The following is a 22,617-nucleotide window of genomic DNA, read 5'->3' on the forward strand; positions in this document are numbered from 1 at the left end:
TGCCCAGCACACGGCCTCCGAGCACCGGGATTTCCCTCCGCACGGCCCGGCGGCCTGCGGCTGCGCCCGGCACGTCCGCACGGTGGGCGTGTTCGGCAGTGGGGCGCCGTATTGGTTAACGTGCACGGTGTGACTGCTGAATCCACCTCCCTTCCGAACGGCGCCGTGGCCACCGGTCTGGCCACCATCTCCGCCGACGGCACCGTGCTCGACACCTGGTTCCCCGCCCCCGTCCTGGCCTCCGAGCCCGGCCCGGCCGGCACCGTCCGCCTGACCGCCGAGCAGGCCGAGGCCGAGCTCGGCGCCGGCGCCGCCGACGCGCTGCGCGCCGACGCCCGCCGGGGCGTCGAGGTGGTCGCCGTGCGCACCACCATCGCCTCGCTGGACGAGAAGCCGCTCGACACCCACGACGTGTACCTGCGCCTGCACCTGCTCAGCCACCGCCTGGTCAAGCCGCACGGCCAGAACCTGGACGGCATCTTCGGTCTGCTCGCCAACGTCGCGTGGACCAGCATCGGCCCCGTCCCGGTGGACAAGGTCGAGCACGCCCGCCTCGCCGTCCGCGCCCAGGGCGGCCAGCTGGCCGTCTACGGGATCGACAAGTTCCCGCGGATGACCGACTACGTCGCCCCGACCGGTGTGCGCATCGCCCACGCCGACCGCGTCCGGCTCGGCGCGCACCTGGCGTCCGGCACCACCGTGATGCACGAGGGCTTCGTCAACTTCAACGCCGGCACCCTCGGCACCTCGATGGTCGAGGGCCGGATCAGCGCGGGCGTCGTGGTCGGCGACCACAGCGACATCGGCGGCGGCGCCTCGATCATGGGCACCCTGTCCGGCGGCGGCAAGCAGGTCGTCTCGGTCGGCGAGCGCTGCCTGCTCGGCGCCAACGCGGGCATCGGCATCTCGCTGGGCAGCGACTGCGTGGTCGAGGCCGGCCTGTACGTCACCGCCGGCACCCGGGTCACCACCCCGGACGGCGCGGTGGCCAAGGCCGTCGAGCTGTCCGGCCAGGACAACCTGCTGTTCCGCCGCAACTCGCAGACCGGCGCGGTCGAGGTCATCGCCCGCTCCGGCTCCTGGGGCGGTCTGAACGCGGACCTGCACGCCCACAACTGACCTTCGGGCAGTGGCCCTCGGGGTCCGGTGCTGGATGCGCCGGGCCCCTTCGGCGTTCTACGGGGTTGTGGCCGGTACGGCCCCGGTGCGCGCGGCACCGGACACGCCCGCCGCACCCGGCGCTCGCCGAGCCCGAGCCCGGCACGCCGAGCACCCGACCGCCGCCGCGCCCTACGGCCGACGGTGGCGCCCCGGCGCCTTCCGCTGCCGCGGCGCCGAGTAGGGCGGCCGCCGCACCCCGTCGCCCTCGATCCCGTTCAGGATCCGCTGGGCGGCGGCGTAGTCCTCGGCCACCGTCTCCGCCAGCCATTGGTAGCCGTCCCACCGCACGATCAGCCGCGGCTCGTCCGGCGCCACGTGGGCGCCCCGCTGCTGCTCGTCCGCGAGCCGTACGGCCCTCAACTGCCCGACCGGCCGCAGCCGTTGCTCCCGCCTCGCGGCCCACGACGCCAGCGGTTCGTCCTCGTCCATCGTCCCAGTCTGGCCTCCTCACCCCGTTGATCGGCACCCTCGTCACTCGACCGGGGGACGCACCGGCCCCGGCGCCCGAAGCTCTCCGCTCCCTCCCGGTATTCACCGCGATCTACCGCGATCTACCGCGCCATCAGCGGCTCCTCAGGACGGCGAGCTGCTGGGTCGCCCTGGTCATCGCGACGTAGCGGTCGACCGCCCCTTCGACGCCCTCGCCGAACGCCTCCGGGTCGACCAGGACGACCAGGTCGAATTCGAGGCCCTTGGCCAGCTGCGGGGTGAGCGAACGGACCCTCGGCCGCTCCCGGAAGCCCGGGGCGCCGATGACGCAGGCGACCCCTTCGGCGTGCTCGGCGAGCCAGGTGTCGAGCACCGCGTCCAGCTCCGCCACCGCCCCGTGCCTGACCGGGATGCCGCTGCTGCGCACCGAGGTCGGCACGTTGGCGTCCGGCAGGGCCGCCCGGATGGCCGGCTCGGCCTCCGCCATGACCTCCTCCGGCGTCCGGTAGTTGATGCTCAGCGAGGCCAGGACGGTGCGGTCGAGCCCGACCCGCTCGAGCCGCTCCTGCCAGGACTCGGTGAAGCCGTGCCTGGCCTGGGCGCGGTCCCCGACGATGGTGAAGCTCCGGGACGGGCAGCGCAGCAGCAGCATCTGCCACTCCGCGTCGGTGAGTTCCTGGGCCTCGTCCACGACGATGTGCGCGAACGGGCCGGCCAGCGGCTCCGCGTCGGCGCCGGGCAGCGCGGCCTCGTCGATCAGGGTGTCCTGGAGGTCTCGGCCGCGCAGCATGGTCACCGCGCCCTCGCCGTCGTCGTCGGCCTGGAGCAGGTCGCCGATCACGTCGGCCATCCGCGCCCGCTCGGCGGCCACCGAGGCCTGGTGGCGGTTCCGGCGCAGGGTGGCCTCGCGGTCCCCGAGCCGCTGGCGGGCCGCGTCCAGGAGCGGCAGGTCGGAGACCGTCCAGGCCTGCGGGGCGTGCTTGCGCTGGAGCGCGCGGACCTCCTCGGGGGCGAGGTGGGGCGCGCACATCCGCAGGTAGGCGGGCACCGACCAGAGGTCGCCGACCAGGTCGGTCGCGTCGAGCAGCGGCCAGGCGCGGTTCAGCGTCTCGACCAGCTCCCGGTCCTGCCGCAGCGAGCGCCGGAACAGCTCGGGCGAGACCTCCTCCTCGTCCTGCTCCAGCTTGTCCATCAGGATCGAGACCAGCTCGTCCCAGATCTGCTCGCGCGCCTCGTTGTGTGGGGTGCCCGGGTCCGGGGCGTCGAAGGCCTCGACCCAGTCCTCGGCGCTCAGCCAGAGGTCGGACCAGTAGGTGGTGACCACCATCCCCTCGGTGGGCGGCTCCTCGTAGAACCGGACGGCCTTCTCGATCGCCTTCACCATGTCGACGGAGGACTTCAGCCGGGCCACCTCCGGGTCGGCCTCCGGCGCCGCACCCGCGCCCTCGGGGAGCAAGTCCCGCACGGTGCAGGTCCGCACGCCCTCCTCGCCGAGGCTGGGCAGGACGTCGGCGACATAGGCCAGGTACGGCTGGTGCGGGCCGACGAACAGCACGCCGCCGCGCCGGTGGCCGAGGCGGGGGTCGGAGTACAGGAGGTAGGCGGAGCGGTGCAGCGCGACGACGGTCTTGCCGGTACCGGGGCCGCCGTCGACCACCAGGGCGCCGCGCGAGCCGGCCCGGATGATGGCGTCCTGGTCGGCCTGGATGGTGCCGAGCACGTCCCGCATCCGGGCCGAGCGGTTGGTGCCCAGGCTGGCGATGAAGGCGGACTGGTCGTCCAGCGCGGCGTGCCCCTCCAGGCCGTCGGCGGTGAACACCTCGTCCCAGTAGTCGGCGATCCGCCCGCGGGTCCAGCGGTACCGGCGGCGGCTCACCAGACCCATCGGGTCGGCGTGGGTGGCCGCGAAGAACGGCTCGGCCGCGGGCGAGCGCCAGTCGACCAGCAGCCGGCGGCCCTCGCTGTCGGTGAGCCCGAACCGGCCGATGTACACCGGCTCCTCGTCGTCCGCGGCGACGACGCGCCCGAGGCACAGGTCCAGGCCGTAGCGGCGCAGGGCGCGCAGTCGGCCGCTCAGCCGGTGGACCTCGATGTCCCGGTCCATCGCCGCCTGCCCGGCACCGCCCGGAGCCCGGCGCACCGCGTCGAGTTGGTCGGACAGTTCGGCGATCGCCCGCTCCAGGCTCTCCGCGATGTCCGCGAAGTGCCGCTCGTCGCCCGCGATCAGCGCCGGGTCGGCCTTGGCGGAAAGGCGCTCGGGAAGGTCGAAAGCACTGGTGGTCAGGGGATTCATGGCATCAGCTCCGATCTGAGGTCAGCGATTCTGCGCCATCACCGGGGCCTTGCCGCAAGACCCCCGGTGCGCTATATGTTGAGAGTGGCAAGGGGTGGGTTCTCCCCCTTTCCCTCTTCCTCCCACTCCTTTGGCAGTCGCTCTCGACTCCTTTCGCCGTCCCTCCCGTCGCGCCCTGAGCTCCGCCGTCGGCCCGGCCCCTAGCCGAGGCCGCGCCGCCGCGGCAACCCCGGCTCACCCGAGAGGCCTACGGCGTACCGGAGTTGGACCGCATCGGGTGGTACGCGGTGACCGCCCGCCGGAACGGTTCGTTGGTCGCTGCGGCACACCGCACCACCGATCCGAAAAGGTCCCGTCATGTCCGAACCCTCTGCCCCGCCGCAGCTCCCGAGCAGCCCGACGGGCTCGGCCACCGGCGCCACAGCCGGGCCCGCGACCCCCAAGAGCCTGCTGGAGCAGATGCAGGAACTGCTCGCCTCGGTGACCGCGGACCTCGCCGAACTGCAGTCCGGCACCCGGCACACCACCCCTGCCGCCGCCTACCCGGCCGGCACCGAGAGCTCCGAGGCCTCGACCGCGCCGGGCACCCGGCAGTCCGGCGCCCGCTCCTGCCCCCTCGGCCCGCCCTCACCCGGCGGGCCGAGCCGGACCACGAGTAACGGCGAACCGTGACCGGCCCGTTCCGGCTCCGCGCCACCGAGCGCCGTACGCTCCGCTCCTCCGCCCCGGTCGACCGCCTCCCGCAACCGGGCGGTCACGTCCTTGCACTCCGACATCGCGTCGACACCGTCGATGCACGTCCAGTAGAGACTCTCGGTGTCGGCTCCGCAGGCCAGCACCACGAGCGTCTCCCCGGCCTCCCTCAGCAGATCGTCCAGCGCTCCCAACGTCGGCGCCAGTTCGCCGAGTTCGGTGAGCCGCCCGGCCCGTCCGCCGCTCACCAGGGTGCCGCCGGCGACGGACCTGTCCAGGCAGACCGCCGCGTGCGCCCCCGCCTCGGAGAGCTGCTGGCCGAGCCCGGCCAACTCCTCGTCCTCCGACTCCGCCAGCCTGGCACCCACCGCCTCGGTGAGCAGCGCGACCTGCCGCGCCTCGGCCAACACATCCGGTACGTGTCTGGCCTCGGCCAGGGCGTGCCGGGCCGTTCTGATCAGTCGCAGTGCCTCCATGGGCCCCGCTCCTTCCGCTCGCTGTCGCCGTCGCCCCCGACCGCCGCACCGGGGCGGTCGAGTGGTCACGGCGAAAGCGTGCGGGCAAGCCGGTCAACCCGCATCCATCAATTCCGAAGCTGTGGAAAACCCCGGGGTTGTGGATAACTTCCGCCCCTCACAAGGGTGATCAGCCCACGTCAGGGTTGACGTCAGCCGCCCCTCCCGGCACCGGGAAGCGGTGCTCGTTGCGCTCGATCTTGGCCGCGAGCGCCTCCAGCGGATCCACCCCGACCACCGTGCAGAACTGCACCAGGTACGCGAGCACGTCCGCGACCTCGTCGCGCACCCGGTGCGCCCGCTCCGGGTCGGACATCACCGCGGACGTCTGCTCGGGCGTGAGCCACTGGAAGATCTCCAGCAGCTCCCCCGCCTCCACGCTCAGCGCCGCCGCCAGGTTCTTCGGCGTGTGGTAAGGCTCCCAGCGCCGGGCCGCCGCGAAGTCCACCAGCCGCTGCCGAAGGCCCTCCAATGTCAGCTCCGCCGCCACGCCCCGCTCCCCCGGCCCCGTCTCTCGCTCGTTCACGCCCCCAGGTCTACCGCATCCGCGCCCCCCACCACCTCCGAGGCGCCCCCGTCCCGGCCCTCGTCCCCGTCCCCGTCCCCGTCCCCGCGAGCACACTGCGCCGGCACCCGGGCCGCCTCCGGCCGCAGCACCGTGAACCCCGACCCCGGATCGCGCCGGCACTCCACCAGCGCCGCCGCCCCCCACCCCTCCTCGCCCGCCCCGAACGCCTCCCGCGCCGCCGTCGGCTCCTGCAGCGCGGCCACCACCCTCAACTGGTTGCGCCCCGCCATGTCCCGCGCCAGCCGCAGCAGCGAGGCGGTCTGCTCGGTGGCGAGCCCGGCCCCGAGGTCCTCGGCGAGCACGGTGAGCTGGCGGTGCGCCCAGGGCACCTCCGCGGCCACGTCGAGGTCGAGCACCCCGGCCCCGGTCAGCAGCACCGCCGCGAAGGCGAGGTGGCGCAGCATGCCGTCGGAGGCCTGGTCGGCCCCGGTGCGTCCGAGCACGCCCTCGTCGAAGACGGCGAGCACCCGCCGCACGCCCCCGCTCTCGCGCTCCGCGAGGGTGAGCCCGAGCAGCGGGTGCGGCGCGGCGGCCTGGACGGCCCGCAGCAGCTGCCCGTACCGGCGCGGGCACTCGTTGCTGAGCCGGTTGATCAGGGCCGAGATGTTGGCGGCGTTGCTGCGCAGCCGGGCCTGCGGATCGGCCTTGGCCCAGCCACGCATCAGCGCCGGGACGGGGTGCAGCGGGAAGACCTCGCGCAGCGCGGTGAGCAGGTCCTCTACGGCGGCCAGGACCAGTCGCTCGCCGGTGGAGGAGCCGGCCACCCGCAGCGGCAGCTGCGCGGTGATCATGGTGCCGCTGGGGAGCGGCGCCCGGATGTCGCCCTGCCGGGTGTCGTTGTGCCAGCAGACGTTGACGCGCCGGCTGCGCACGTCCTGCTCGCCGGTGTCCACCAGCGTCCGGCCGTCGAGGCTGAGCGACTCCCGGGCGATCCGGACCGGGCCGTCGGTGCGGATCACCAGGTCGAGCCGGATCCGGCCGCGCGGCGAGCGGACGGTACAGCCCAGGATGACAGCGTCCCGCCCGTGCGGCACGCACCCGTCCAGGCCCCCGCGCACGGGCGCGGCGAGCGGGCCCGTGCGGTCCGGCAGCCCGTCCAGGGAGTCGGCGATCTCCTCTCCGAGGGCGAGCCTGGACAGCACGGCCAGCGCGTCGAGGGCGTTGGACTTGCCCACCCCGGCCGGTCCGTGCAGCACGGTGAGCGGCGCGAGCGGCAGGACGGCGCGCCGGTACGACTTGAAGGCGGTGAGCCGGAGCTCCTCAACGGTGGGACGTGGCACGGGCGGCCGGTCGGGCCCCGGAGCGCCCGGTCGCAGATGGGCCGGCCCGGCGGGCGCGGCGGCGTCGCGGTTCACCCGTCGGACGTTAGCCGCACCCCGATCGGGAGAAACGTGCCTGCTCAGAAGATTCATCCCAACGTGCGGCCACGCCCCGACGCGATGACCTGGCTAGGGCCGCCGGTACCCGGCCACCGTCACCGAGGCGGTCACCTCGACCGGGTCCGGCAGGCCCGCCAGGGCGGCGGCGAGCCGGTCCGGGTCGGTGTGCCAGGCGCTCGGGCCCATGCCGACGACGGTACGGACGTCCTGCGGGGCGAGCCGCAGGGTGAACTCGACCTCCCGCTGCTCCATCGGCGTCAGATGGGGGCCGAGCTTCTCGTCGATCCGGCGCTGCTTGTCCTCGTCCACCGACAACAGCCCGAGCGCGGCCACGAGTTCGCGCAGGTGGCGGGCGGTGGGCGAGACCAGGAGCAGGGTGCCGCCGGGGCGCAGCACCCGGCGGATCTCGGGTCCGTTGCGCGGGGCGAACACGTTGAGCATCAGGTCGGCGGAGGCGTCCCGCAGCGGCAGCGGACGCCAGGCGTCGCAGACCACGGCGCCGATCCTGGGGTGGGCCTTGGCGGCGCGGCGCAGCGCGTACTTGGAGATGTCGAGCGCCGCGCCGACCCGGCCGGGCAGGGCGTCGAGGACGTGGGCCAGGTAGTGGCCGGTGCCGGCGCCGAGGTCGGCGACCAGGCCCTCCGGGGCGGCGGAAGCGGCGGAAGCGGCCTCGGCGAGGGCGTCGGCGATCGGCCGGTAGTGGCCGGCGGCGAGGAAGTCGGCGCGGGCGGCGACCATCTCGGCGGTGTCGCCGGTGCCGGTGTGGGCGTCCCCGGCGAGGAGGCTGACGTAGCCCTGCTTGGCGAGGTCGAAGCTGTGCCCGGCGGGGCAGCGCAGGCTGCGCTCGTGCCGGGTGAGGGCCTGCGCGCAATGGGGGCAGGCCAGGTAGGGCTCGATGTCCTGCAGCAACGTTCCGTCTTCTCTCGCCGTTCGCCCCGGCTGTTCGGGGGCGCCAGCCAGCCTAACGACCCCGCCCCGCCGAAACCCGACCCCGCTCCGCAGCCGCCCGCCCCGACGTCGCCCACCCCGCAGCCGCCCGCTCCGCAGCCAGCCGCAACGCCAGCCCGGCGAGCGCCTCCGGCGCACCCGGCCGCCCGCGCACCCCCGGGAACGCGTTGACGTCCACGATGACCGGCTCCGCCGCCCCGTCCAGCAGGTCGATCCCGTACACGTCGAGCCCGAACACCTCCCCCACCCGCAGCGCCAGCGCGGCCAGCCCGGCGGACGGCTCCCACTCCCCCGCCGCCCCGGACTCACCCTCGTCCGGGGACAGTTCGGAGCGCCGCCGAGCCGCGAACACCCGCCCGTCGACCACCCACAGCTTCTGGTCCCAGCCGCTCCCCGGCAGGTACGGCTGGGTGACCACCTCCTCCTCCGGCCAGCGCTCGACGAGTTCCCGCAGCCGGGCCGCGCCGTCGACCCGTGCGACCAGGTCGCGCCGTCGGCTGTGCCGGCTCTTGACCACGAACGGGCAAGCCGGAAGCGCGAGTTCGCCCAGCCGTCCAGCCGCTACGGTCGCCGCGAACGGCAGCCCGGCGCCCAGGGCGAGTTCCGCCATCCGCACCCGGTCCTGGCAGAGCTCCGTCGCCGCCGCCGAGTTGACCACGACCGCACCCCGCCGCTCCAACTCCCTCGCCAGGGAGAGCGCTTGCGGCGTACGGGCCTTGAGCAGATAGACATCGGCAAGCGCCCCCACCCCGCCGCCGAGCGGAACGACCCCCACCCCGCCGCCGGGCGGAACGACCTCCACCTCGCACCCGCGCCGCACCAGCACCTCGGCGGCGGCCGCGAGCACCGGGTGCCCCGGGTCTCGCGCGATCAGCCCGACCCTCACAGCAAGCCACCGTCCACGAGCCCCAGTCGGCCGCACGAGTCGCCGCCCGCCGGCACCAGCGCGGGCGCCGACACGGCCGTCCCGCTGCGCGCGAGCCGCAGCACCGCCCGGGCGACCCGGGCCACCGCGTCCGGCACCTGCCGGAAGCTCGGGAAGTCGTTGACGTCCACCACCACCGGCCCGTCCGGCCCGAGCAGCACGTCGAGCCCGTACAGGTCCAGCCCGAACACCTCGCCCACCTGTGCCGCGATCCGCGCCACGCTCGTCGGCAGCGGCACCTGCCGTTCGCGCACGCCCTGCCCGGGGTGCAAGGGGGAGGAGCGTTCCGTCGCGAAGAACTCGCCGTCGACGCAGTACACCTTCAGGTCCGTCCCGGAGTTGGGCACGTACGGCTGCGCGATCAGCAGCCCCTCGCCCGCGAGTTCGGGCCCGAGGCCGGGCAGGTCGTCGGGCCCGGCCACCAGCCGGACGCCCCGCCCCGAGCTGCCGTCGGCCGGCTTGACGACCAGCGGGTACTCGGCGGCCGGGATCTCGGCGAGCCGCTCCCAGCGGGCGGCCGCGTAGGTGATCGGGACGGGCAGGCCGCGGGTACGGGCGATGACCGAGGCGAGCGCCTTGTCCCGGACGCCGCGGATCGAGCGCACGTCGTTGACGGTGGTCAGGCCCACGGCGGCGGCCGCCTCCAGCAGGGTGAGCCCTGGCCCGCCGGAGACGGTCTTGAGCACCCAGGCGTCGTGACTGCCGGCCCGCACCGCCTCGGAGACCACCATCAGCGAGTCCCCGGGGCGCAGCACGTCCACCCGGTGCCCCCACGCGGTGAGTTGCCGCGCCACGTCGAGCGGCATCCCGTCCCGCCGGTAGTGCTCCTCCACCAGAAAGCAGAGCCTCATGGGCCTGTCTTCCCCCTTGCCTCGCCGAGTGCGGACGTCCGCCGTCCCCCTCGGCAGAGCTGTGAAGGGTTCAGCATGCCCGGCGTATACGCACAAGATCACTGCGAGCCGGTAAGCGTTCGGCAACAATCCACGACCCGCCGCCCGGGCACCCGTACAAAGCGGTGGCGGACCGTCAACGCCCCTGCTTGGATGCTCGCCGTGACTTCCGTTGATCATGCTCCCGACGACCCCGCTCTGCTCGACGAGATCGAGCGCTACTACGACGCCGCGCCCCGCAGTGCCGCCGACGCCGAGGACTTCGGCCCGCTGACCCTGTTCGTCCGCAGGGGCGACACCGGCTGGCAGTACTACGCCCGCCCGACCCTCGGCCACGACGGCCCGGCCGCCACCGCCGAGGACGTGCGCGAGGTGCTGGAGCGGCAGCGGGAGCTGGGCGCGCCGGAGGCCTTCGAGTGGGTCGCCGAGCAGAACCCCGAGCTGCGCGCGGCCGTGGAGGCGGCCGGGCTGACGGTGCACGAGCACCCGCTGCTGGTGCTGGGCCCGCTGGACGAGCCGGCCCCGGCGCCCGGCCTCCCCGAGCGGGTGGAGGTGCGGGTAGTGGGTGCCGACGCCCCCGAGCTGGCCGACGCGGTCGCCGTCCCGCACGTGGCCTTCGGCAACCCGGGCACCGCCACCGGCTCTGCGGGAGCGGCCGAACTGGCCGAGAGCGCGGCGAAGTTGACGGCCGACGGCGCAGTGGCGCGGATCGCCCGGCGACTCACCGACGGCGTGACCGTGCTGGCCGCCGCCCTGGACGGCACCGAGGTGCTGTGCGCGGGCCAGCACAACCCGGTGGGCCCGGTCACCGAGGTGGTCGGGGTCGGGACGCTCCCGTCCGCGCGCCGTCGTGGCCTGGGCCTGGCCGTCACCGCGGCCCTGGTGGCGCACGCGCGTGCCAACGGCGTGCGGACGGTGTTTCTGTCCGCCTCCGACGAGGACGTCGCCCGGATCTACCGCCGGGCCGGCTTCCGCCCGTTCGCGACGGCCCTCATCGCGGAGCCCTGAGCCGCGGCGGCGAGGACGGCGATCAGGCGGTCAACCGGTCAACCGACCAGGCGGCCAGGCGGCCAGGCGGCCAGCCAGTCGGACGGCCAAGCGGTCAAACAGCCCCACGGTCAAAAGGCCCGGCAATCAGTCGTCGTCCTCGTCCTCGTCGTCCGCCCCGCTGACCCCCTCCCCCTCGGCCTCGTCCACCACCCAGGCCGCCAGCCGCTCCGCGACCCCGGACACCCCGAGCCTCCCCTCCCGGATGGCCCGGGACAGGCTGCGCACCTCGCGGGCGGTGGTGGCGACGGTGCAGCCGCTGGCGACGAGGTAGGCGTAGGCGACGGCGGTCGCGTAGAGCTCGTTGGTCTTCTCCAAGGCCGGCACCCGGATCAGCTGGTGCATCAGCGCGGCGGCGCGGTCCTGCGGTTCGGGGTAGACGGCGATGTCGAAGATCTCGGCCTGGTGCCGGGTGACGGCCGCGAGCAGCGAGCCGTAGTCGGTGACCTGCGGGTCACCGGGCGTGTACTGCTCGGCGGTCATGAGCAGCCACGAGAGGTCGACCTCCAGTTTCAACGGCGCGCGTCCTGGATCTCGCCCGGCTCCCCGAACTCGGCGAGGAACGCCGTCTCGTACTCCTTCATGAACTGCGCGGCCGCGTCGACGAAGGCCCGCCCTGACTCACCCATGTCCTGCTGGACCAGGCGCTCGATGTACTGGTTCATGCTGATCCCCTGCTGCTCCGCCCGCTCCCGGGCCATCTCCGCGGTCGTGGCGTCCACTCGGACGTTCAGCTGCTTCTTGCCCATGCCGTTCAAGCTAGCGCTGAAGCGCTAGCACAACAAGGGCGCACGCGCACCGCCCGCACACCTGCCGCACGCCCCCGCGCAACCTTCTGTCACCGAAGCCGTCACCGAAACCGCCACCGGACCCGCCACCGGACCCGCCGGAGGCGGCCCAGCTCCCATACCCGCCCCGTCGCCACCCCATCCCCACCAGGACGAGCGAGACTTGAAGAGTCCTTCACCATCCGGGACTCTGAACTCTCCTGAGCGTTCCCCCGAGCGGCACCGACCGGTGTGGAGGCCGGCAATGACAGCCATGTTCGACCAGGAGCTGCGCGAGCAGCTCGCCCAGGCCCGCCGGGACCTCGCGGAGGCCCAGGCCCAAGGGGACGCCGACGGCGTCCAGGCGTACGAGGGCCGGATCGCCGGGCTCCTCCGGCTCGCCGCCCAGCACGGCATCGACCTTCCCCACAGCGCCGACGAAGAGGAGCACAACGAGTAACCGCGCCCCGAAACGCCGAGGAGGCGGCACCCGTGCTGGACGGGTGCCGCCTCCTCGACAACGGGGTCACTCCCCGGCCGGCTCCAGGATCGCCACGCACTCGAAGTGGTGCGTCATCGGGAACAGGTCGAAGGCCCGCAGCGACACCGGACGGTAGCCGCCCTCGCGGAAGAACTTCAGGTCCCGGGCGAGCGCCGCCGGGTCGCAGGCCACGTACGCGATCCGGCGCGCCTCCAGGCCCACCAGGTGGGCGACCGTCTCACGGCCGGCGCCCGAGCGCGGCGGGTCCAGGACGATCAGGTCGGTGGCGGTGATGCCGGTGCGCGGCAGCAGCGTCTCGACCCGGTCGCACTCGATCCGCACGTTGTCCAGCGCGGCCAGGTTGTGCCGGGCGTCGACCACGGCCTGTTTGGCCGACTCGATGCCGAGCACCGCGCCGTCCTCGCCGACCCGGTCGGCCAGCGCGCCCGCGAACAGGCCGACGCCGCAGTACAGGTCGAGCGCGTTCTCGCCCCACTGCGGGTCCAGCCCGTCCAGCACCGCGTCGACCAGGGTGTCCGGCGCCTCCGGGTGGATCTGCCAGAAGCCGCCGTTGCTGACCCGCCAGGTCCGCCCGGCCGCCCGCTCACGGACGAAGCTCCGCCCGTGCACCTTGTGCACGTCGCCCTGCTCGTCCACCCGGGCGATCGACACCGGCTTGTCCAGCTCGACCAGCGGCAGCTGGGCGCCGTCGCGCGGGGTCAGCACCACCTGGCGGTCCGAGGAGCCGGTCGCGGCGATCACCTCGACGCTCGCCACGCCCGGCCAGTCGCGGGACTCGATGCCCAGCTCGGTGACGCCCTCGGCGGCGATCAGGCAGCGGTCCACCGGCTGAACCTCGTGCGAGCGGTGCTTGCGCAGGCCGACCTTGCCGGTCTCCGCGTCCACCGTGTACTGCACCCGGGTGCGCCAGGCCGGCACCTGCCCGGCCGGCAGCTTGCCGCCGACCGGCTCGACGCTGCCGTCCCAGCCCGCCTCGGCCGGGGTGAGCCCGGCCAGCTTCGCCAGCTGCTCGGTCAGCACCGCCGCCTTGAGCTTGCGCTGACCGCCCGGGGTCACGTGCTGCCAGTCGCAGCCGCCGCACTTGCCCGGCCCGGCGAACGGGCACGGCGCCTCGATCCGGTCCTTGGCCGGCTCCAGCACCTCTACCGCGTCGGCCCGCAGGAAGCGCGAGGTGGTGGTGCCCTCGGTCACCAGCGCGACCACCTTCTCGCCCGGCAACGCGTGCCGGACGAACAGCACCCGGCCCTCGTGCCGGGCCACGCAGTGCCCGCCGCCGTGCGCGACCGGGCCGACCTCGACCTCGTAACGCTGCCCGACCAGCGGCTCGCCGGACGGCTTCTCCGGCCGCGGCGCCCGCGCAGCGGCCGTGCGCAGCGCCTTCGGCGGGCGCACCGCCTGCTTGCGCGGCGCCTTCCGGGCCGCCCCGGCGGCGCCCTTCTCGGCACCCGCGCCCTTCTCCGAGCGGGCACCCTTCTCACCGCGCGCGGACTTCTCGGCCCTGACGGGCTTCCCGACCGGGGCCTCCGAACGGGCCTCCCCCGGCACGATCGGCGCCGTGCGCGCCGTCAGGCCGTCACGGTCGGTGGCCTCCGGGCGGTTCGGCTTGCCCCAGCGCGGCCGGGCGACCTGCCCGGGCTGGGAGCCGCCCCGACGGGCGCCCTTGCCCTTGCCGGAGGCACCGGAGGAGCCCGAGGAACGGGGCGGAGTGTTGCGCGTCACTGGGAGGAGTCCTTGCTGCGGTCGGAGGTGTCACCGGCGGTCGCACCGGTGGAGACGGAATCCTTCGACTTTACGGCCTTCGGCGCCCGCGGCTCGCCACGGCGGACGGCACCCGGCGGCGACCAGGCCTTCTGCGGCTTGCGCCGCTCCGAGGACTCCAGCTGCCAGGGCACCGAGGTGACCATCACCCCGGGCTTGAACAACAGCCGCCCCTTGAGGCGCAGCGCGCTCTGGTTGTGCAGCAGGTGCTCGTACCAGTGGCCGACCACGTACTCCGGGATGTAGACCGAGACCACGTCGCGCGGGCTGCTGCGCCGCAGGTTCTTCACGTAGTCGAGGACCGGCCCGGTGATCTCGCGGTACGGCGAGTCCAGCACCTTGAGCGGTACCTCGATGCCGCGCTCGTCCCACTCCCGCCGCAGCGCCGTGGTGTCCGCCGGGTCGACGTTGACGGTGAGCGCCTCCAGCGTGTGGGCGTGGGCCAGCCTGGCGTACGCGAGGGCGCGCAGCGCCGGCTTGTGCAGCTTGGAGACCAGCACGATCGCGTGCACCCGGGTGGGCGGCACCACGTCGTCCGGCTCCTCGGCGGCGGTGAGCTCCTCGGAGACCCGGTCGTAGTGGCGGCGGATGCCCTTCATCATCACGAACAGCACGGCCATCGCGGCGATCGCGATCCAGGCATGGCCGATCTTGGTGACCAGCACGACGATCAGCACCGCCATGGTCATCACCAGGCCGAAGCCGTTGATCGCCCGGCTGCGCTGCATGTGCCGGCGCTCGGCCGGGTCGGTCTCGGTGCGCAGCAGCCGGGTCCAGTGCCGGATCATGCCGGACTGGCTCATGTTGAAGGAGACGAAGACGCCGACGATGTAGAGCTGGATCAGCCTGGTCGGGTCCGCGTCGAAGGCGATGATCAGCAGGATCGCGGCGATCGCCAGCAGGATGATGCCGTTGGAGAAGGCCAGCCGGTCGCCGCGGGTGTGCAGCTGGCGCGGCAGGTAGCGGTCCTGGGCCAGGATCGAGCCCAGCACCGGGAAGCCGTTGAAGGCCGTGTTGGCGGCCAGCACCAGGATCAGGCCGGTGACGGCGGCGACGAAGTAGAAGCCGGGCGTGAAGTTGTTGAAGACGGCCTCGCTGATCTGGGCCAGCGCGGTCTTCTGGTGGTAGCCGGGGCCGGAGCCGACCAGCTGCTCGGCCGGGTTCTCGGCCATCTGCACCCCGGTCAGCCGGGCCAGCCAGATGATGCCCATGAACATCACCACGGCGATGGAGGCCATCATCAGCAGCGTGGTGGCCGCGTTCTTGCTCTTCGGCTTGCGGAAGGCCGGCACGCCGTTGGAGATCGCCTCCACACCGGTGAGCGCGGCGCAGCCGGAGGAGAAGGACTTCAGCAGCAGGAACACCATCGCGAACCCGGCCAGCGAGTCGTTGCCCGGGGTGGCGGCGAGGTGGAAGCCGGAGCTCTCGGCGGGCATGTCCTGGCCGAGCACGAAGTGCCGGAACACCCCGTAGCCGACCATCCCGATCACGCCCGCCATGAAGGCATAGGTGGGCACCGCGAAGGCGGAGCCGGACTCGCGGACGCCGCGCAGGTTCATGCCCATCAGCAGCACGACCACGACCACCGACACGATCATCTCGTGCCCGCGCAGCGCTGGAACGGCGGAGACCACGTTGGCGACGCCCGAGGTGGTGGACACGGCCACGGTCAGCACGTAGTCGACCATCAGGGCCGCCGCGACCACCAGACCGGCGGCCGGCCCGTGGTTGACGGTCGCCACCTCGTAGTCGCCGCCCCCGCTCGGGTAGGCGTGCACGTTCTGCCGGTACGAGGCGACCACGGCGAGCATCACGATCGCCACGACGAGGCCGATCTGCCAGGAGAAGTGGATCGCCGAGGCGCCCGCGACGGAGAGGGTGAGCAGGATCTCCTCGGGGGCGTACGCGACCGAGGAGAGCGCGTCCGAGGCGAAGACGGGCAGCGCGATCCGCTTGGGAAGAAGGGTTTCCCCGAGCTTGTCGCTGCGCAGGGCGCGCCCGATCAGGATGCGTTTCGGAAGGTCAGTCGGCATAGGCACGTTAAGGAATCGTAGGGGTTTCCCGGCAGGGCTTGCGCCGTTTATCCCCCCCTTCGTCGCGACTGCGTTCGGTGGACCGGCTAGCGTGTCGGATACGAGTCGGTGGGCAACACTCAGGTTGTCGAGCGGAGTCCGGCCGACGCCCCACGAGAACGCTCGTCCCGGATCCACCGGGCGGGAAAGGGAGATGAACGGTGTTTGCGCAGGTCAAGAACCCTTCGGAACGGGTGAGGTAGCGCCGGTGCACATCGTCATCATGGGCTGCGGCCGCGTGGGCTCCGCCCTCGCCAGAACACTTGAGAAACAGGGCCACTCGGTGGCCGTGGTCGACCAGGACCCGACCGCGTTCCGTCGGCTGGGCGCCGGGTTCAACGGGCGCCGGGTGACCGGGGTCGGCTTCGACCAGGACACCCTGCGCGAGGCGGGCATCGAGGAGGCCGGCGCCTTCGCCGCCGTCTCCAGCGGCGACAACTCCAACATCATCGCCGCGCGCGTGGCCCGGGAGACCTTCGGCGTCGAGAACGTCGCGGCCCGGATCTACGACCCCCGCCGCGCCGAGGTGTACCAGCGCCTGGGCATCCCGACCGTGGCGACGGTCCGCTGGACCGCCGACCAGATGCTGCGCCGACTGCTGCCGAGCGGCGCCGAGCCGCTGTGGCAGGACCCGAGCGGCAGCGTGCAGCTGGCCGAGGTCGCCTACCACCCGAACTGGGTCGGCCACCGGATCAGCCTGCTGGAGGAGGCCTCCGGCGCCAGGGTGGCGTTCGTCACCCGACTCGGTGAGGGCGTGCTGCCCTCGCCGCAGATGGTGGTGCAGGAGGGCGACCTGGTGCACGTGACGGTGCGCCGGACCGACCTGACGGCGGTCGAGGCCGCGTTCGCGCAGGGGCCGAAGGAGGAGGGTCACTGATGCGGGTCGCCATTGCCGGAGCCGGTGCCGTGGGCCGCTCGATCGCGGGCGAGCTGCTGGAGAACGGCCACGAGGTCCTGCTGATAGACAAGAACCCGAACTCCATCTCGGTGGAGCGGGTCCCGATGGCGGAGTGGCTGCTGGCCGACGCCTGCGAGATCACCTCGCTGGACGAGGCGGCGCTGCAGCGTTGCCACGTGGTGATCGCCGCGACCGGTGACGACAAGGTCAACCTGGTCGTCTCGCTGCTCGCCAAGACCGAGTACGCGGTGCCGCGGGTGGTCGCCCGGGTGAACAACCCGAAGAACGAGTGGCTCTTCAACGAGTCCTGGGGCGTGGACGTGGCCGTGTCCACCCCGCGCCTGATGTCCGCCCTGGTCGAGGAGGCGGTCAGCGTCGGTGACCTGGTCCGCCTGATGCGCTTCAGCCAGGGCAACGCCAACCTGGTCGAGCTGACCCTGGCCGGCGAGGCCGAGCTGGTCGGCACCCGGGTCGGCGACGTGACCTGGCCGCAGGACACCGCGCTGGTGAGCATCATCCGCGAGGGCCGGGTGCTGGTGCCGGGCAAGGACGACACCCTGGAGGGCGGCGACGAGCTGCTCTTCGTCGCCGCGCAGGAGCGCGAGGAGGAGCTGGAGCAGCTGCTCTCGGCCACCACCGGCGCCCAGTAGGAACAGCGGGAACACGGACACGGCGGAGGGCCCGCACCCACCCGGGCGCGGGCCCTCCGCCGTACTCGTCCCTCGGGAGCGGCTACTTCGCCGGCTCCTCCTCGTCCTCGTCCAGCTGCGCCTTGATCGGCGGCGGCGCCTTCAGCAGGATCTGCCAGGTCACGTACATCGCCAGCAACAGCGGCGGGATGCCGAGGGCGACCTTCAGCCAGCCGAGCAGGTTGACGTTGTGGGTGAAGTACAGCGGGAAGAGGATCACCGGCTTGAGGCCCATGATCACCACCCAGGCCCAGGTCGCCTTGGTGTAGGCGGACAGGCGGCCCGGGTTCTCCTTGCGCCAGGTGAACATCTCGCCGGTGATCGGGCCGAGCATCACCCCGATCATCGGCCAGCGCGCCAGCGCGGAGGCCGCCAGGGCGACGCAGTAGCCGACGTTCCAGAGCAGGCCGGGCAGGTAGAAGTCCTCGGCCTTGCCGCTCTTCATCGCGATCCAGGCGCCGAGGGCGACGCCGAACACGCCGCTGAAGGCGTGCTGGATGGTCTCCCGCTTCGCCAGCCGGACCACCACGAACAGGCCGCTCAGGCCGAGCGCGGCCCAGGCGGCGGCGCTCACCTGGTGGGTGATGTTGTACGTGATGATGAAGACCAGGCCGGGCAGCGTCATGTCGATCATGCCGCGCACGCCGCCGAAGGCCTGCAGCACGGTGTCGGCGGCCTCCTTGGAGGCGGCCTTGCGGGCGGCCTCGACGGCCGCCGGGTCGAGGGGCTGCTCGACGGCCGGTGCCGTGACCTCGATCGGCCGCGTCACGCCGTCCACCGCCTCCTCGGCGGCGGCAGCCTGCCAGACGGCCACATCGGCGGCGTCCAGGTCGAGCCGGGCGGCGGCTTCGCCGCCGGGGTGGTTGCTCACGCTTCGCTCCCGTGTCCGACCGGACGCAGCTCATAGCGGGGGTTGAACAGCACGCGGCGCCCACGTGCGTGGCTGATCCGGCCGCTGGCGACCAGCCGGCGGCCCGGCTCTATGCCCGCGATCGAGCGACGACCGAGCCAGACGACCTCCAGCGCCTCGGTGCCGTCGAAGAGTTCGGCCTCCAGGGCCGGCACTCCGGCCCTGGGGCGGAGCGTCACCGTGCGCAGCGTGCCCGCGACCGTGACGAGCTCGCGGTCCGCGCAGCCGGCGATCGGCCGGCAGCCGGACTCGGCGGCGCTCTCCTGCCGCAGGTCCTCGGCGTCCAACTCCTCGGCCGAGGAGGTCAGCCGGCTGAGCATGCGGCGGAATCGCCCCGGCGGCTGGCCACTGCTGTTGTCACCACTCATGTCGGCAGGGTACCGGTTTCCGGACCCCCGGCGGCAGGCCGCGCGGCCGCCGGCAGGCCCCCCGGTCAGCTCTCGAAGCGGTAGCCCATGCCCGGTTCGGTGATGAAATGGCGCGGGTGCGAGGGGTCGCGCTCCAGCTTGCGGCGCAGCTGGGCGAGGTAGACCCGCAGGTAGTTGGTCTCGGTGCGGTAGGCCGGGCCCCACACCTCCTGGAGCAGCTGGGTCTGGCTGACCAGCCGGCCGGCGTTGCGGACCAGCACCTCCAGCAGGTGCCATTCGGTGGGCGTGAGGCGTACGTCGGTGCCGTCCCGGTTGACCTTCTTGGCGGCGAGGTCGACGGTGAAGCTCTCGGTGACGACCAGCGAGTCGTCCTCCCCCGCCACCGGCTCGGCCCGGCGCACGGCGGCGCGCATCCTGGCGAGCAGCTCGTCCATCCCGAAGGGCTTCGTGACGTAGTCGTCGGCGCCGGCGTCCAGGGCCTCGACCTTCTCGTCCGAGGCGTGCCGGGCCGACAGCACGATGATCGGCACCCGGGTCCAGCCGCGCAGGCCGCGGATCACCTCGACGCCGTCCATGTCGGGCAGGCCCAGGTCGAGCACGACCACGTCCGGATGCCGGGCGGCGGCCAGCTCCAGCGCGCTCGCGCCGTCATGGGCCGCGTCGACCTCGTACTTACGGGCCTTGAGGTTGATCACCAGCGCGCGGACGATCTGCGGTTCGTCGTCCACGACGAGGACCCGGGTCATTTACGGGCTCCGCCTTTCAGGGCTGTCGGATCTTACGGACTGTGTGACTCAGCTGAAGGTACGACGCGCGCCACCGGGCAGCCGCGGGTGCGGCCGGTGCGCCGCCGGGCCTCACGTGATCAGCTGCGAGAGCGGATCGTGGCCGTCCCCGGTCGGCTCCTCCGGTTCGGGCGGCCGTTCGACGGCGGGCAGGCTGACCACCATGGTGAGGCCGCCGCCCGGTGTGTCCTCGGCGGTGACGGTCCCGTCCATCGCCTCGACGAAGCCGCGCGCCACCGCGAGCCCGAGGCCCACCCCGGCGCCGCGCGGGGCGTCCCCGTACCGCTGGAACGGCGCGAAGATCTTCTCCTTGGCGTCCTCGGGCACCCCCGGGCCGCGGTCCACGATCCGCAGCTCGACCCGGCCCGGCCCGCCCGGCTGCTCCAGCGCGTCCGCCTTGACCAGCACCCTGACGCCGTCCGGGCTGTACTTGACGGCGTTCTCGACCAGGTTGGCCAGCGAGCGCTCCAGCAGCCCGCCGTCGGCCCGGATCATCGGCAGCGTCTCCGGGACCTCCAGCCGCACCGACTCCGGCGGCACCCCGCCCAGCGCGTACGGCACCACCTCGTCCAGGTCGGTCTCCTGGATCAGCGGGGTGACGGTCCCGGTCTGCAGCCGGCTCATGTCGAGCAGGTTGTTGATCAGGTGGTCCAGCCGGTCGGCCCCGGCCTCGATCCCGGCCAGCAGCTCGGCCTCGTCCTCCGGGTCCCAGTCCACGTCGGCCGAGCGCAGCGAGCTCACCGAGGCCTTGATGCCCGCCAGCGGGGTGCGCAGGTCGTGCGAGACGGCGGCCAGGAGAGCGGTGCGGATCCGGTTCCCCTCGGCCTCCCGGCGGGCCGCGGCGGCCTCCCGGGCCAGTCGGCGGCGCTCCAGCACCACGGCCGCCTGCGCGGCGAAGGCCCCGAGCAGCCGCCGGTCCGCCCCGGGCAGCACCCGGCCGCGCAGCACCAGCGCCAGGCTCTCTCCCACCGGCACGTCCACGTCGGCTTCCTCGGGCCGCTCCGGCGGGCGCGGCCCGGCGGTGGCCACCGGCACCCAGCCGCCCATCGGCTCCGGGCGCTCCAGCAGCGCGGCGCTCTCCTGCCCGAAGGTCTCCCGGACCTGCTCCATCAGCGCGGTCAGCACCCCGTCCCCGTTCGGCGCGCCGCGCAGCACCGTGCCCGCGAGCGCGCTGAGCGTCTGCGCCTCGGCCTGGGCGCGGGCCGCCTGGTGGGTCCGCCGGGCCGCCAGGTCCACCACGGACGCGACCGAGCAGCCGACGATGGTGAATATCGCCACCGCCATGATGTTCTGCGGCTCGTTGATGGTGAAGGTGTGCAGCGGCGGGGTGAAGTAGTAGTTCAGCACCGAGGAGCCGACCAGCGCCGAGCCGATCGACGGCAGCAGTCCCCCGACCAGCGCCGCGCACACCGTCAGCGACAGGAACAGCAGCATGTCGGTGGACAGGCCCAGCCCGCCGATCGCGGTCAGCACGAGCGCCAGCACCGGCGGGCCGGCCAGTCCGATCAGCCAGCCCGCGATCGTCCGGGTCCGGCCCAGGTCGGTGATCCGGCGCACGGGTATCTTGTTGCGCCGCCCGTGTCCGGCGTGCTCGTGGGTGACCATGTGGACGTCGATGTCCCCGGCCTTCTGGGTCACCGTGGTGCCGACGCCCGGACCGTACAGGTACTGCCACCTTGGCCGACGGCTGGTGCCCAGCACGATCTGGGTCGCGTTCACGCCGCGGGCGAAGTCCAGCAGCCCAGCAGCGGGGTCGTCGCCCAGGACGTTGTGGAAGGAGCCGCCCAGGCTCTCCACCAGCACGCGCTGCTCGATCAGCGTCTGCGGCGAGCCCGAGCCCGCGAGCCCGTCCGAGCGGGAGATGTGGACGGCGAGCAGCTCGCCGCCGGAGACGCGGGCCGCGATCCGCGCCGCCCGCCGGATCAGCGTCGCCCCCTCGGGGCCGCCGGTCAGGCCGACCACGATCCGCTCCCGGGCCTGCCAGGTGCCCTCGATGCCCTGCTCGGCGCGGTACTTCTGCAGGTACTCGTCCACCCGGTCGGCGGTCCACAGCAGCGCCAGCTCGCGCAGCGCGGTCAGGTTGCCCGGACGGAAGTAGTTGGCGAGCGCGGCGTCTATCTTCTCCGGCGCGTACACGTTGCCGTGCGCCAGCCGCCGCCGCAGCGCCTGCGGGGACATGTCGACCAGCTCGATCTGGTCCGCCCGGCGGACCACCTCGTCCGGCACGGTCTCGCGCTGGCGTACCCCGGTGATGCCCGTGACGGCGTCGCCGAGCGACTCCAGGTGCTGGACGTTGACGGTGGAGATCACGTCGATCCCGGCCGCCAGCAGCTCCTCGACGTCCTGCCAGCGCTTCTCGTTGCGGCAGCCGGGGACATTGGTGTGGGCCAGCTCGTCCACCAGCGCCACCTGCGGGCGGCGGGCGAGGACGGCGTCCAGGTCCATCTCGGAGAACCTGGCACCCCGGTGCACCACCTGCTTCCGCAGCACGACCTCAAGCCCGGCGACCTGGTCCGCGGTACGCCGCCGGCCGTGGTCCTCCACGAAGGCCACCACGACGTCCGTGCCACGCTCCTGCCGCCGGTGCGCCTCGGCGAGCATGGCGTACGTCTTGCCGACCCCGGGGGCCGCCCCGAGGTAGATGCGCAGCCTGCCTCGTCCCATGAACACCATTCTTGATCCGGCCCGGCCCGGGAGCCACCCCCGGACACCTGTTCCCCTCCCTTTGAGACTACGGCGTGAGAGGCGAAATTCCGCTGATCAGTGCACTGATCATGCGGTTTTAGCGGCATATTGACGGAGGTCCATCCACTCGGCGGGGGTCACTCGGGAGGTGTCCGCGGCCCCGAGTCTCCGTCGCCGGGCCTTCGCCCGGCTCTCGTCCGGTTTCCGGGGAAAGCGAAAAGGCCCCACCCGGAAACCGGATGGGGCCTTCTCTGAATGATTGTTCGGCGGCGTCCTACTCTCCCACAGGGTCCCCCCTGCAGTACCATCGGCGCTGTGAGGCTTAGCTTCCGGGT

The 22,617-nt window shown here is 73.3% G+C and carries 21 protein-coding genes and 1 rRNA gene; 5 read left to right on the forward strand and 17 right to left on the reverse strand.

The window, feature by feature from the left end:
• Positions 1-129: 129 nt before the first annotated feature.
• Complete coding sequence (gene dapD / locus ACZ3UD_RS27060; protein WP_465592886.1) at positions 130-1,119, forward strand: 2,3,4,5-tetrahydropyridine-2,6-dicarboxylate N-succinyltransferase; 990 nt, start codon at positions 130-132, stop codon at positions 1,117-1,119.
• Between the two features lie 171 nt (positions 1,120-1,290).
• Here the strand turns inward: dapD and ACZ3UD_RS27065 are convergent, their stop codons facing one another.
• From ACZ3UD_RS27065 to ACZ3UD_RS27100, 8 genes are all read right to left on the reverse strand, one after another.
• Complete coding sequence (locus ACZ3UD_RS27065) at positions 1,291-1,590, reverse strand: DUF6087 family protein (protein ID WP_465592889.1); 300 nt, start codon at positions 1,588-1,590, stop codon at positions 1,291-1,293.
• A gap of 133 nt (positions 1,591-1,723) precedes the next feature.
• On the reverse strand, positions 1,724-3,883 hold the full coding sequence (gene helR, locus ACZ3UD_RS27070; protein WP_465592892.1) for an RNA polymerase recycling motor ATPase HelR: 2,160 nt from the start codon (positions 3,881-3,883) through the stop codon (positions 1,724-1,726).
• A gap of 539 nt (positions 3,884-4,422) precedes the next feature.
• Entirely contained in the window at positions 4,423-5,052 is a 630-nt protein-coding gene (locus ACZ3UD_RS27075; RefSeq protein WP_465592894.1) for a DUF6099 family protein, read from the reverse strand.
• Between the two features lie 169 nt (positions 5,053-5,221).
• Positions 5,222-5,617 carry a nucleotide pyrophosphohydrolase gene (locus ACZ3UD_RS27080; RefSeq protein ID WP_465592896.1) on the reverse strand — a complete coding sequence of 132 codons (396 nt, stop codon included), beginning with the start codon at positions 5,615-5,617 and terminating at the stop codon, positions 5,222-5,224.
• On the reverse strand, positions 5,614-6,939 hold the full coding sequence (locus ACZ3UD_RS27085; RefSeq protein WP_465592898.1) for an AAA family ATPase: 1,326 nt from the start codon (positions 6,937-6,939) through the stop codon (positions 5,614-5,616). The genes ACZ3UD_RS27080 and ACZ3UD_RS27085 overlap by 4 nt, the downstream gene beginning before the upstream one ends.
• Before the next feature lie 168 nt (positions 6,940-7,107).
• Positions 7,108-7,947: a putative RNA methyltransferase gene (locus ACZ3UD_RS27090; protein ID WP_465592901.1), complete on the reverse strand. Its 840-nt coding sequence runs from the start codon at positions 7,945-7,947 to the stop codon at positions 7,108-7,110.
• Between the two features lie 52 nt (positions 7,948-7,999).
• On the reverse strand, positions 8,000-8,872 hold the full coding sequence (locus ACZ3UD_RS27095; protein ID WP_465592904.1) for an ATP-grasp domain-containing protein: 873 nt from the start codon (positions 8,870-8,872) through the stop codon (positions 8,000-8,002).
• Entirely contained in the window at positions 8,869-9,762 is an 894-nt protein-coding gene (locus ACZ3UD_RS27100; RefSeq protein ID WP_465592907.1) for an ATP-grasp domain-containing protein, read from the reverse strand. Before ACZ3UD_RS27100 ends, ACZ3UD_RS27095 begins: the two co-directional genes overlap by 4 nt.
• A gap of 201 nt (positions 9,763-9,963) precedes the next feature.
• Between ACZ3UD_RS27100 and ACZ3UD_RS27105 the strand changes: the two genes are divergently transcribed.
• Entirely contained in the window at positions 9,964-10,809 is an 846-nt protein-coding gene (locus ACZ3UD_RS27105; protein ID WP_465592910.1) for a GNAT family N-acetyltransferase, read from the forward strand.
• A 126-nt stretch (positions 10,810-10,935) separates the two neighbouring features.
• On the opposite strand, the gene ACZ3UD_RS27110 is transcribed toward ACZ3UD_RS27105, so the two are convergent.
• Together ACZ3UD_RS27110 and ACZ3UD_RS27115 are read right to left on the reverse strand one after the other, a co-directional pair.
• A complete protein-coding gene (locus ACZ3UD_RS27110) occupies positions 10,936-11,364 on the reverse strand; it encodes a fic family toxin-antitoxin system, toxin component (protein WP_355669577.1) in 429 nt (142 codons plus the stop codon).
• A complete protein-coding gene (locus ACZ3UD_RS27115) occupies positions 11,361-11,597 on the reverse strand; it encodes a toxin-antitoxin system HicB family antitoxin (RefSeq protein ID WP_465592914.1) in 237 nt (78 codons plus the stop codon). The genes ACZ3UD_RS27110 and ACZ3UD_RS27115 overlap by 4 nt, the downstream gene beginning before the upstream one ends.
• A gap of 283 nt (positions 11,598-11,880) precedes the next feature.
• Between ACZ3UD_RS27115 and ACZ3UD_RS27120 the strand changes: the two genes are divergently transcribed.
• On the forward strand, positions 11,881-12,075 hold the full coding sequence (locus ACZ3UD_RS27120) for a hypothetical protein (protein WP_465592917.1): 195 nt from the start codon (positions 11,881-11,883) through the stop codon (positions 12,073-12,075).
• 66 nt (positions 12,076-12,141) lie between these two features.
• Here the strand turns inward: ACZ3UD_RS27120 and ACZ3UD_RS27125 are convergent, their stop codons facing one another.
• Both ACZ3UD_RS27125 and ACZ3UD_RS27130 read right to left on the reverse strand, forming a co-directional pair.
• Entirely contained in the window at positions 12,142-13,491 is a 1,350-nt protein-coding gene (locus tag ACZ3UD_RS27125) for a class I SAM-dependent RNA methyltransferase (RefSeq protein ID WP_465592937.1), read from the reverse strand.
• A gap of 341 nt (positions 13,492-13,832) precedes the next feature.
• Positions 13,833-15,908 carry an APC family permease gene (locus tag ACZ3UD_RS27130; RefSeq protein ID WP_465592940.1) on the reverse strand — a complete coding sequence of 692 codons (2,076 nt, stop codon included), beginning with the start codon at positions 15,906-15,908 and terminating at the stop codon, positions 13,833-13,835.
• 247 nt (positions 15,909-16,155) lie between these two features.
• Between ACZ3UD_RS27130 and ACZ3UD_RS27135 the strand changes: the two genes are divergently transcribed.
• Positions 16,156-16,824 carry a potassium channel family protein gene (locus ACZ3UD_RS27135; RefSeq protein WP_402952103.1) on the forward strand — a complete coding sequence of 223 codons (669 nt, stop codon included), beginning with the start codon at positions 16,156-16,158 and terminating at the stop codon, positions 16,822-16,824.
• Positions 16,824-17,495, forward strand: a complete 672-nt coding sequence (locus ACZ3UD_RS27140; protein WP_380613684.1) for a potassium channel family protein — start codon at positions 16,824-16,826, stop codon at positions 17,493-17,495. The genes ACZ3UD_RS27135 and ACZ3UD_RS27140 overlap by 1 nt, the downstream gene beginning before the upstream one ends.
• 82 nt (positions 17,496-17,577) lie before the next feature.
• Here ACZ3UD_RS27140 and ACZ3UD_RS27145 read toward each other — a convergent pair whose 3' ends face one another.
• From ACZ3UD_RS27145 to rrf, 5 genes are all read right to left on the reverse strand, one after another.
• The gene (locus tag ACZ3UD_RS27145; protein WP_465592922.1) at positions 17,578-18,405 is read right to left on the reverse strand and encodes a DUF3159 domain-containing protein; all 828 of its coding nucleotides are present in this window, start codon (positions 18,403-18,405) and stop codon (positions 17,578-17,580) included.
• Entirely contained in the window at positions 18,402-18,812 is a 411-nt protein-coding gene (locus tag ACZ3UD_RS27150) for an OB-fold nucleic acid binding domain-containing protein (RefSeq protein ID WP_380611506.1), read from the reverse strand. The genes ACZ3UD_RS27145 and ACZ3UD_RS27150 overlap by 4 nt, the downstream gene beginning before the upstream one ends.
• A 65-nt stretch (positions 18,813-18,877) precedes the next feature.
• Positions 18,878-19,558 (reverse strand): response regulator, encoded by a 681-nt coding sequence (locus ACZ3UD_RS27155; RefSeq protein ID WP_033351413.1) that lies wholly within the window; start codon positions 19,556-19,558, stop codon positions 18,878-18,880.
• A gap of 111 nt (positions 19,559-19,669) precedes the next feature.
• Positions 19,670-22,261, reverse strand: coding sequence for a sensor histidine kinase (locus tag ACZ3UD_RS27160; RefSeq protein WP_465592926.1), 2,592 nt, complete (start codon positions 22,259-22,261; stop codon positions 19,670-19,672).
• Positions 22,262-22,543: 282 nt separating this feature from the next.
• Positions 22,544-22,617 (reverse strand): 5S ribosomal RNA (rrf, locus tag ACZ3UD_RS27165); the annotation flags it as partial.

The sequence above is a fragment of the Kitasatospora sp. NPDC023118 genome, assembly GCF_055560875.1.

Bases quoted from the DNA above. Each gene is read 5' to 3' on its own strand.
- ACZ3UD_RS27065 (WP_465592889.1), bottom strand. From the start codon at position 1,590: ATGGACGAGGACGAACCGCTGGCGTCGTGGGCCGCGAGGCGGGAGCAA.
- ACZ3UD_RS27140 (WP_380613684.1), top strand. From the start codon at position 16,824: ATGCGGGTCGCCATTGCCGGAGCCGGTGCCGTGGGCCGCTCGATCGCG.
- ACZ3UD_RS27075 (WP_465592894.1), bottom strand. From the start codon at position 5,052: ATGGAGGCACTGCGACTGATCAGAACGGCCCGGCACGCCCTGGCCGAG.
- ACZ3UD_RS27115 (WP_465592914.1), bottom strand. From the start codon at position 11,597: ATGGGCAAGAAGCAGCTGAACGTCCGAGTGGACGCCACGACCGCGGAG.
- ACZ3UD_RS27100 (WP_465592907.1), bottom strand. From the start codon at position 9,762: ATGAGGCTCTGCTTTCTGGTGGAGGAGCACTACCGGCGGGACGGGATG.
- helR (WP_465592892.1), bottom strand. From the start codon at position 3,883: ATGAATCCCCTGACCACCAGTGCTTTCGACCTTCCCGAGCGCCTTTCC.
- ACZ3UD_RS27155 (WP_033351413.1), bottom strand. From the start codon at position 19,558: ATGACCCGGGTCCTCGTCGTGGACGACGAACCGCAGATCGTCCGCGCG.
- ACZ3UD_RS27130 (WP_465592940.1), bottom strand. From the start codon at position 15,908: ATGCCGACTGACCTTCCGAAACGCATCCTGATCGGGCGCGCCCTGCGC.
- ACZ3UD_RS27160 (WP_465592926.1), bottom strand. From the start codon at position 22,261: ATGGGACGAGGCAGGCTGCGCATCTACCTCGGGGCGGCCCCCGGGGTC.
- ACZ3UD_RS27150 (WP_380611506.1), bottom strand. From the start codon at position 18,812: ATGAGTGGTGACAACAGCAGTGGCCAGCCGCCGGGGCGATTCCGCCGC.
- ACZ3UD_RS27120 (WP_465592917.1), top strand. From the start codon at position 11,881: ATGACAGCCATGTTCGACCAGGAGCTGCGCGAGCAGCTCGCCCAGGCC.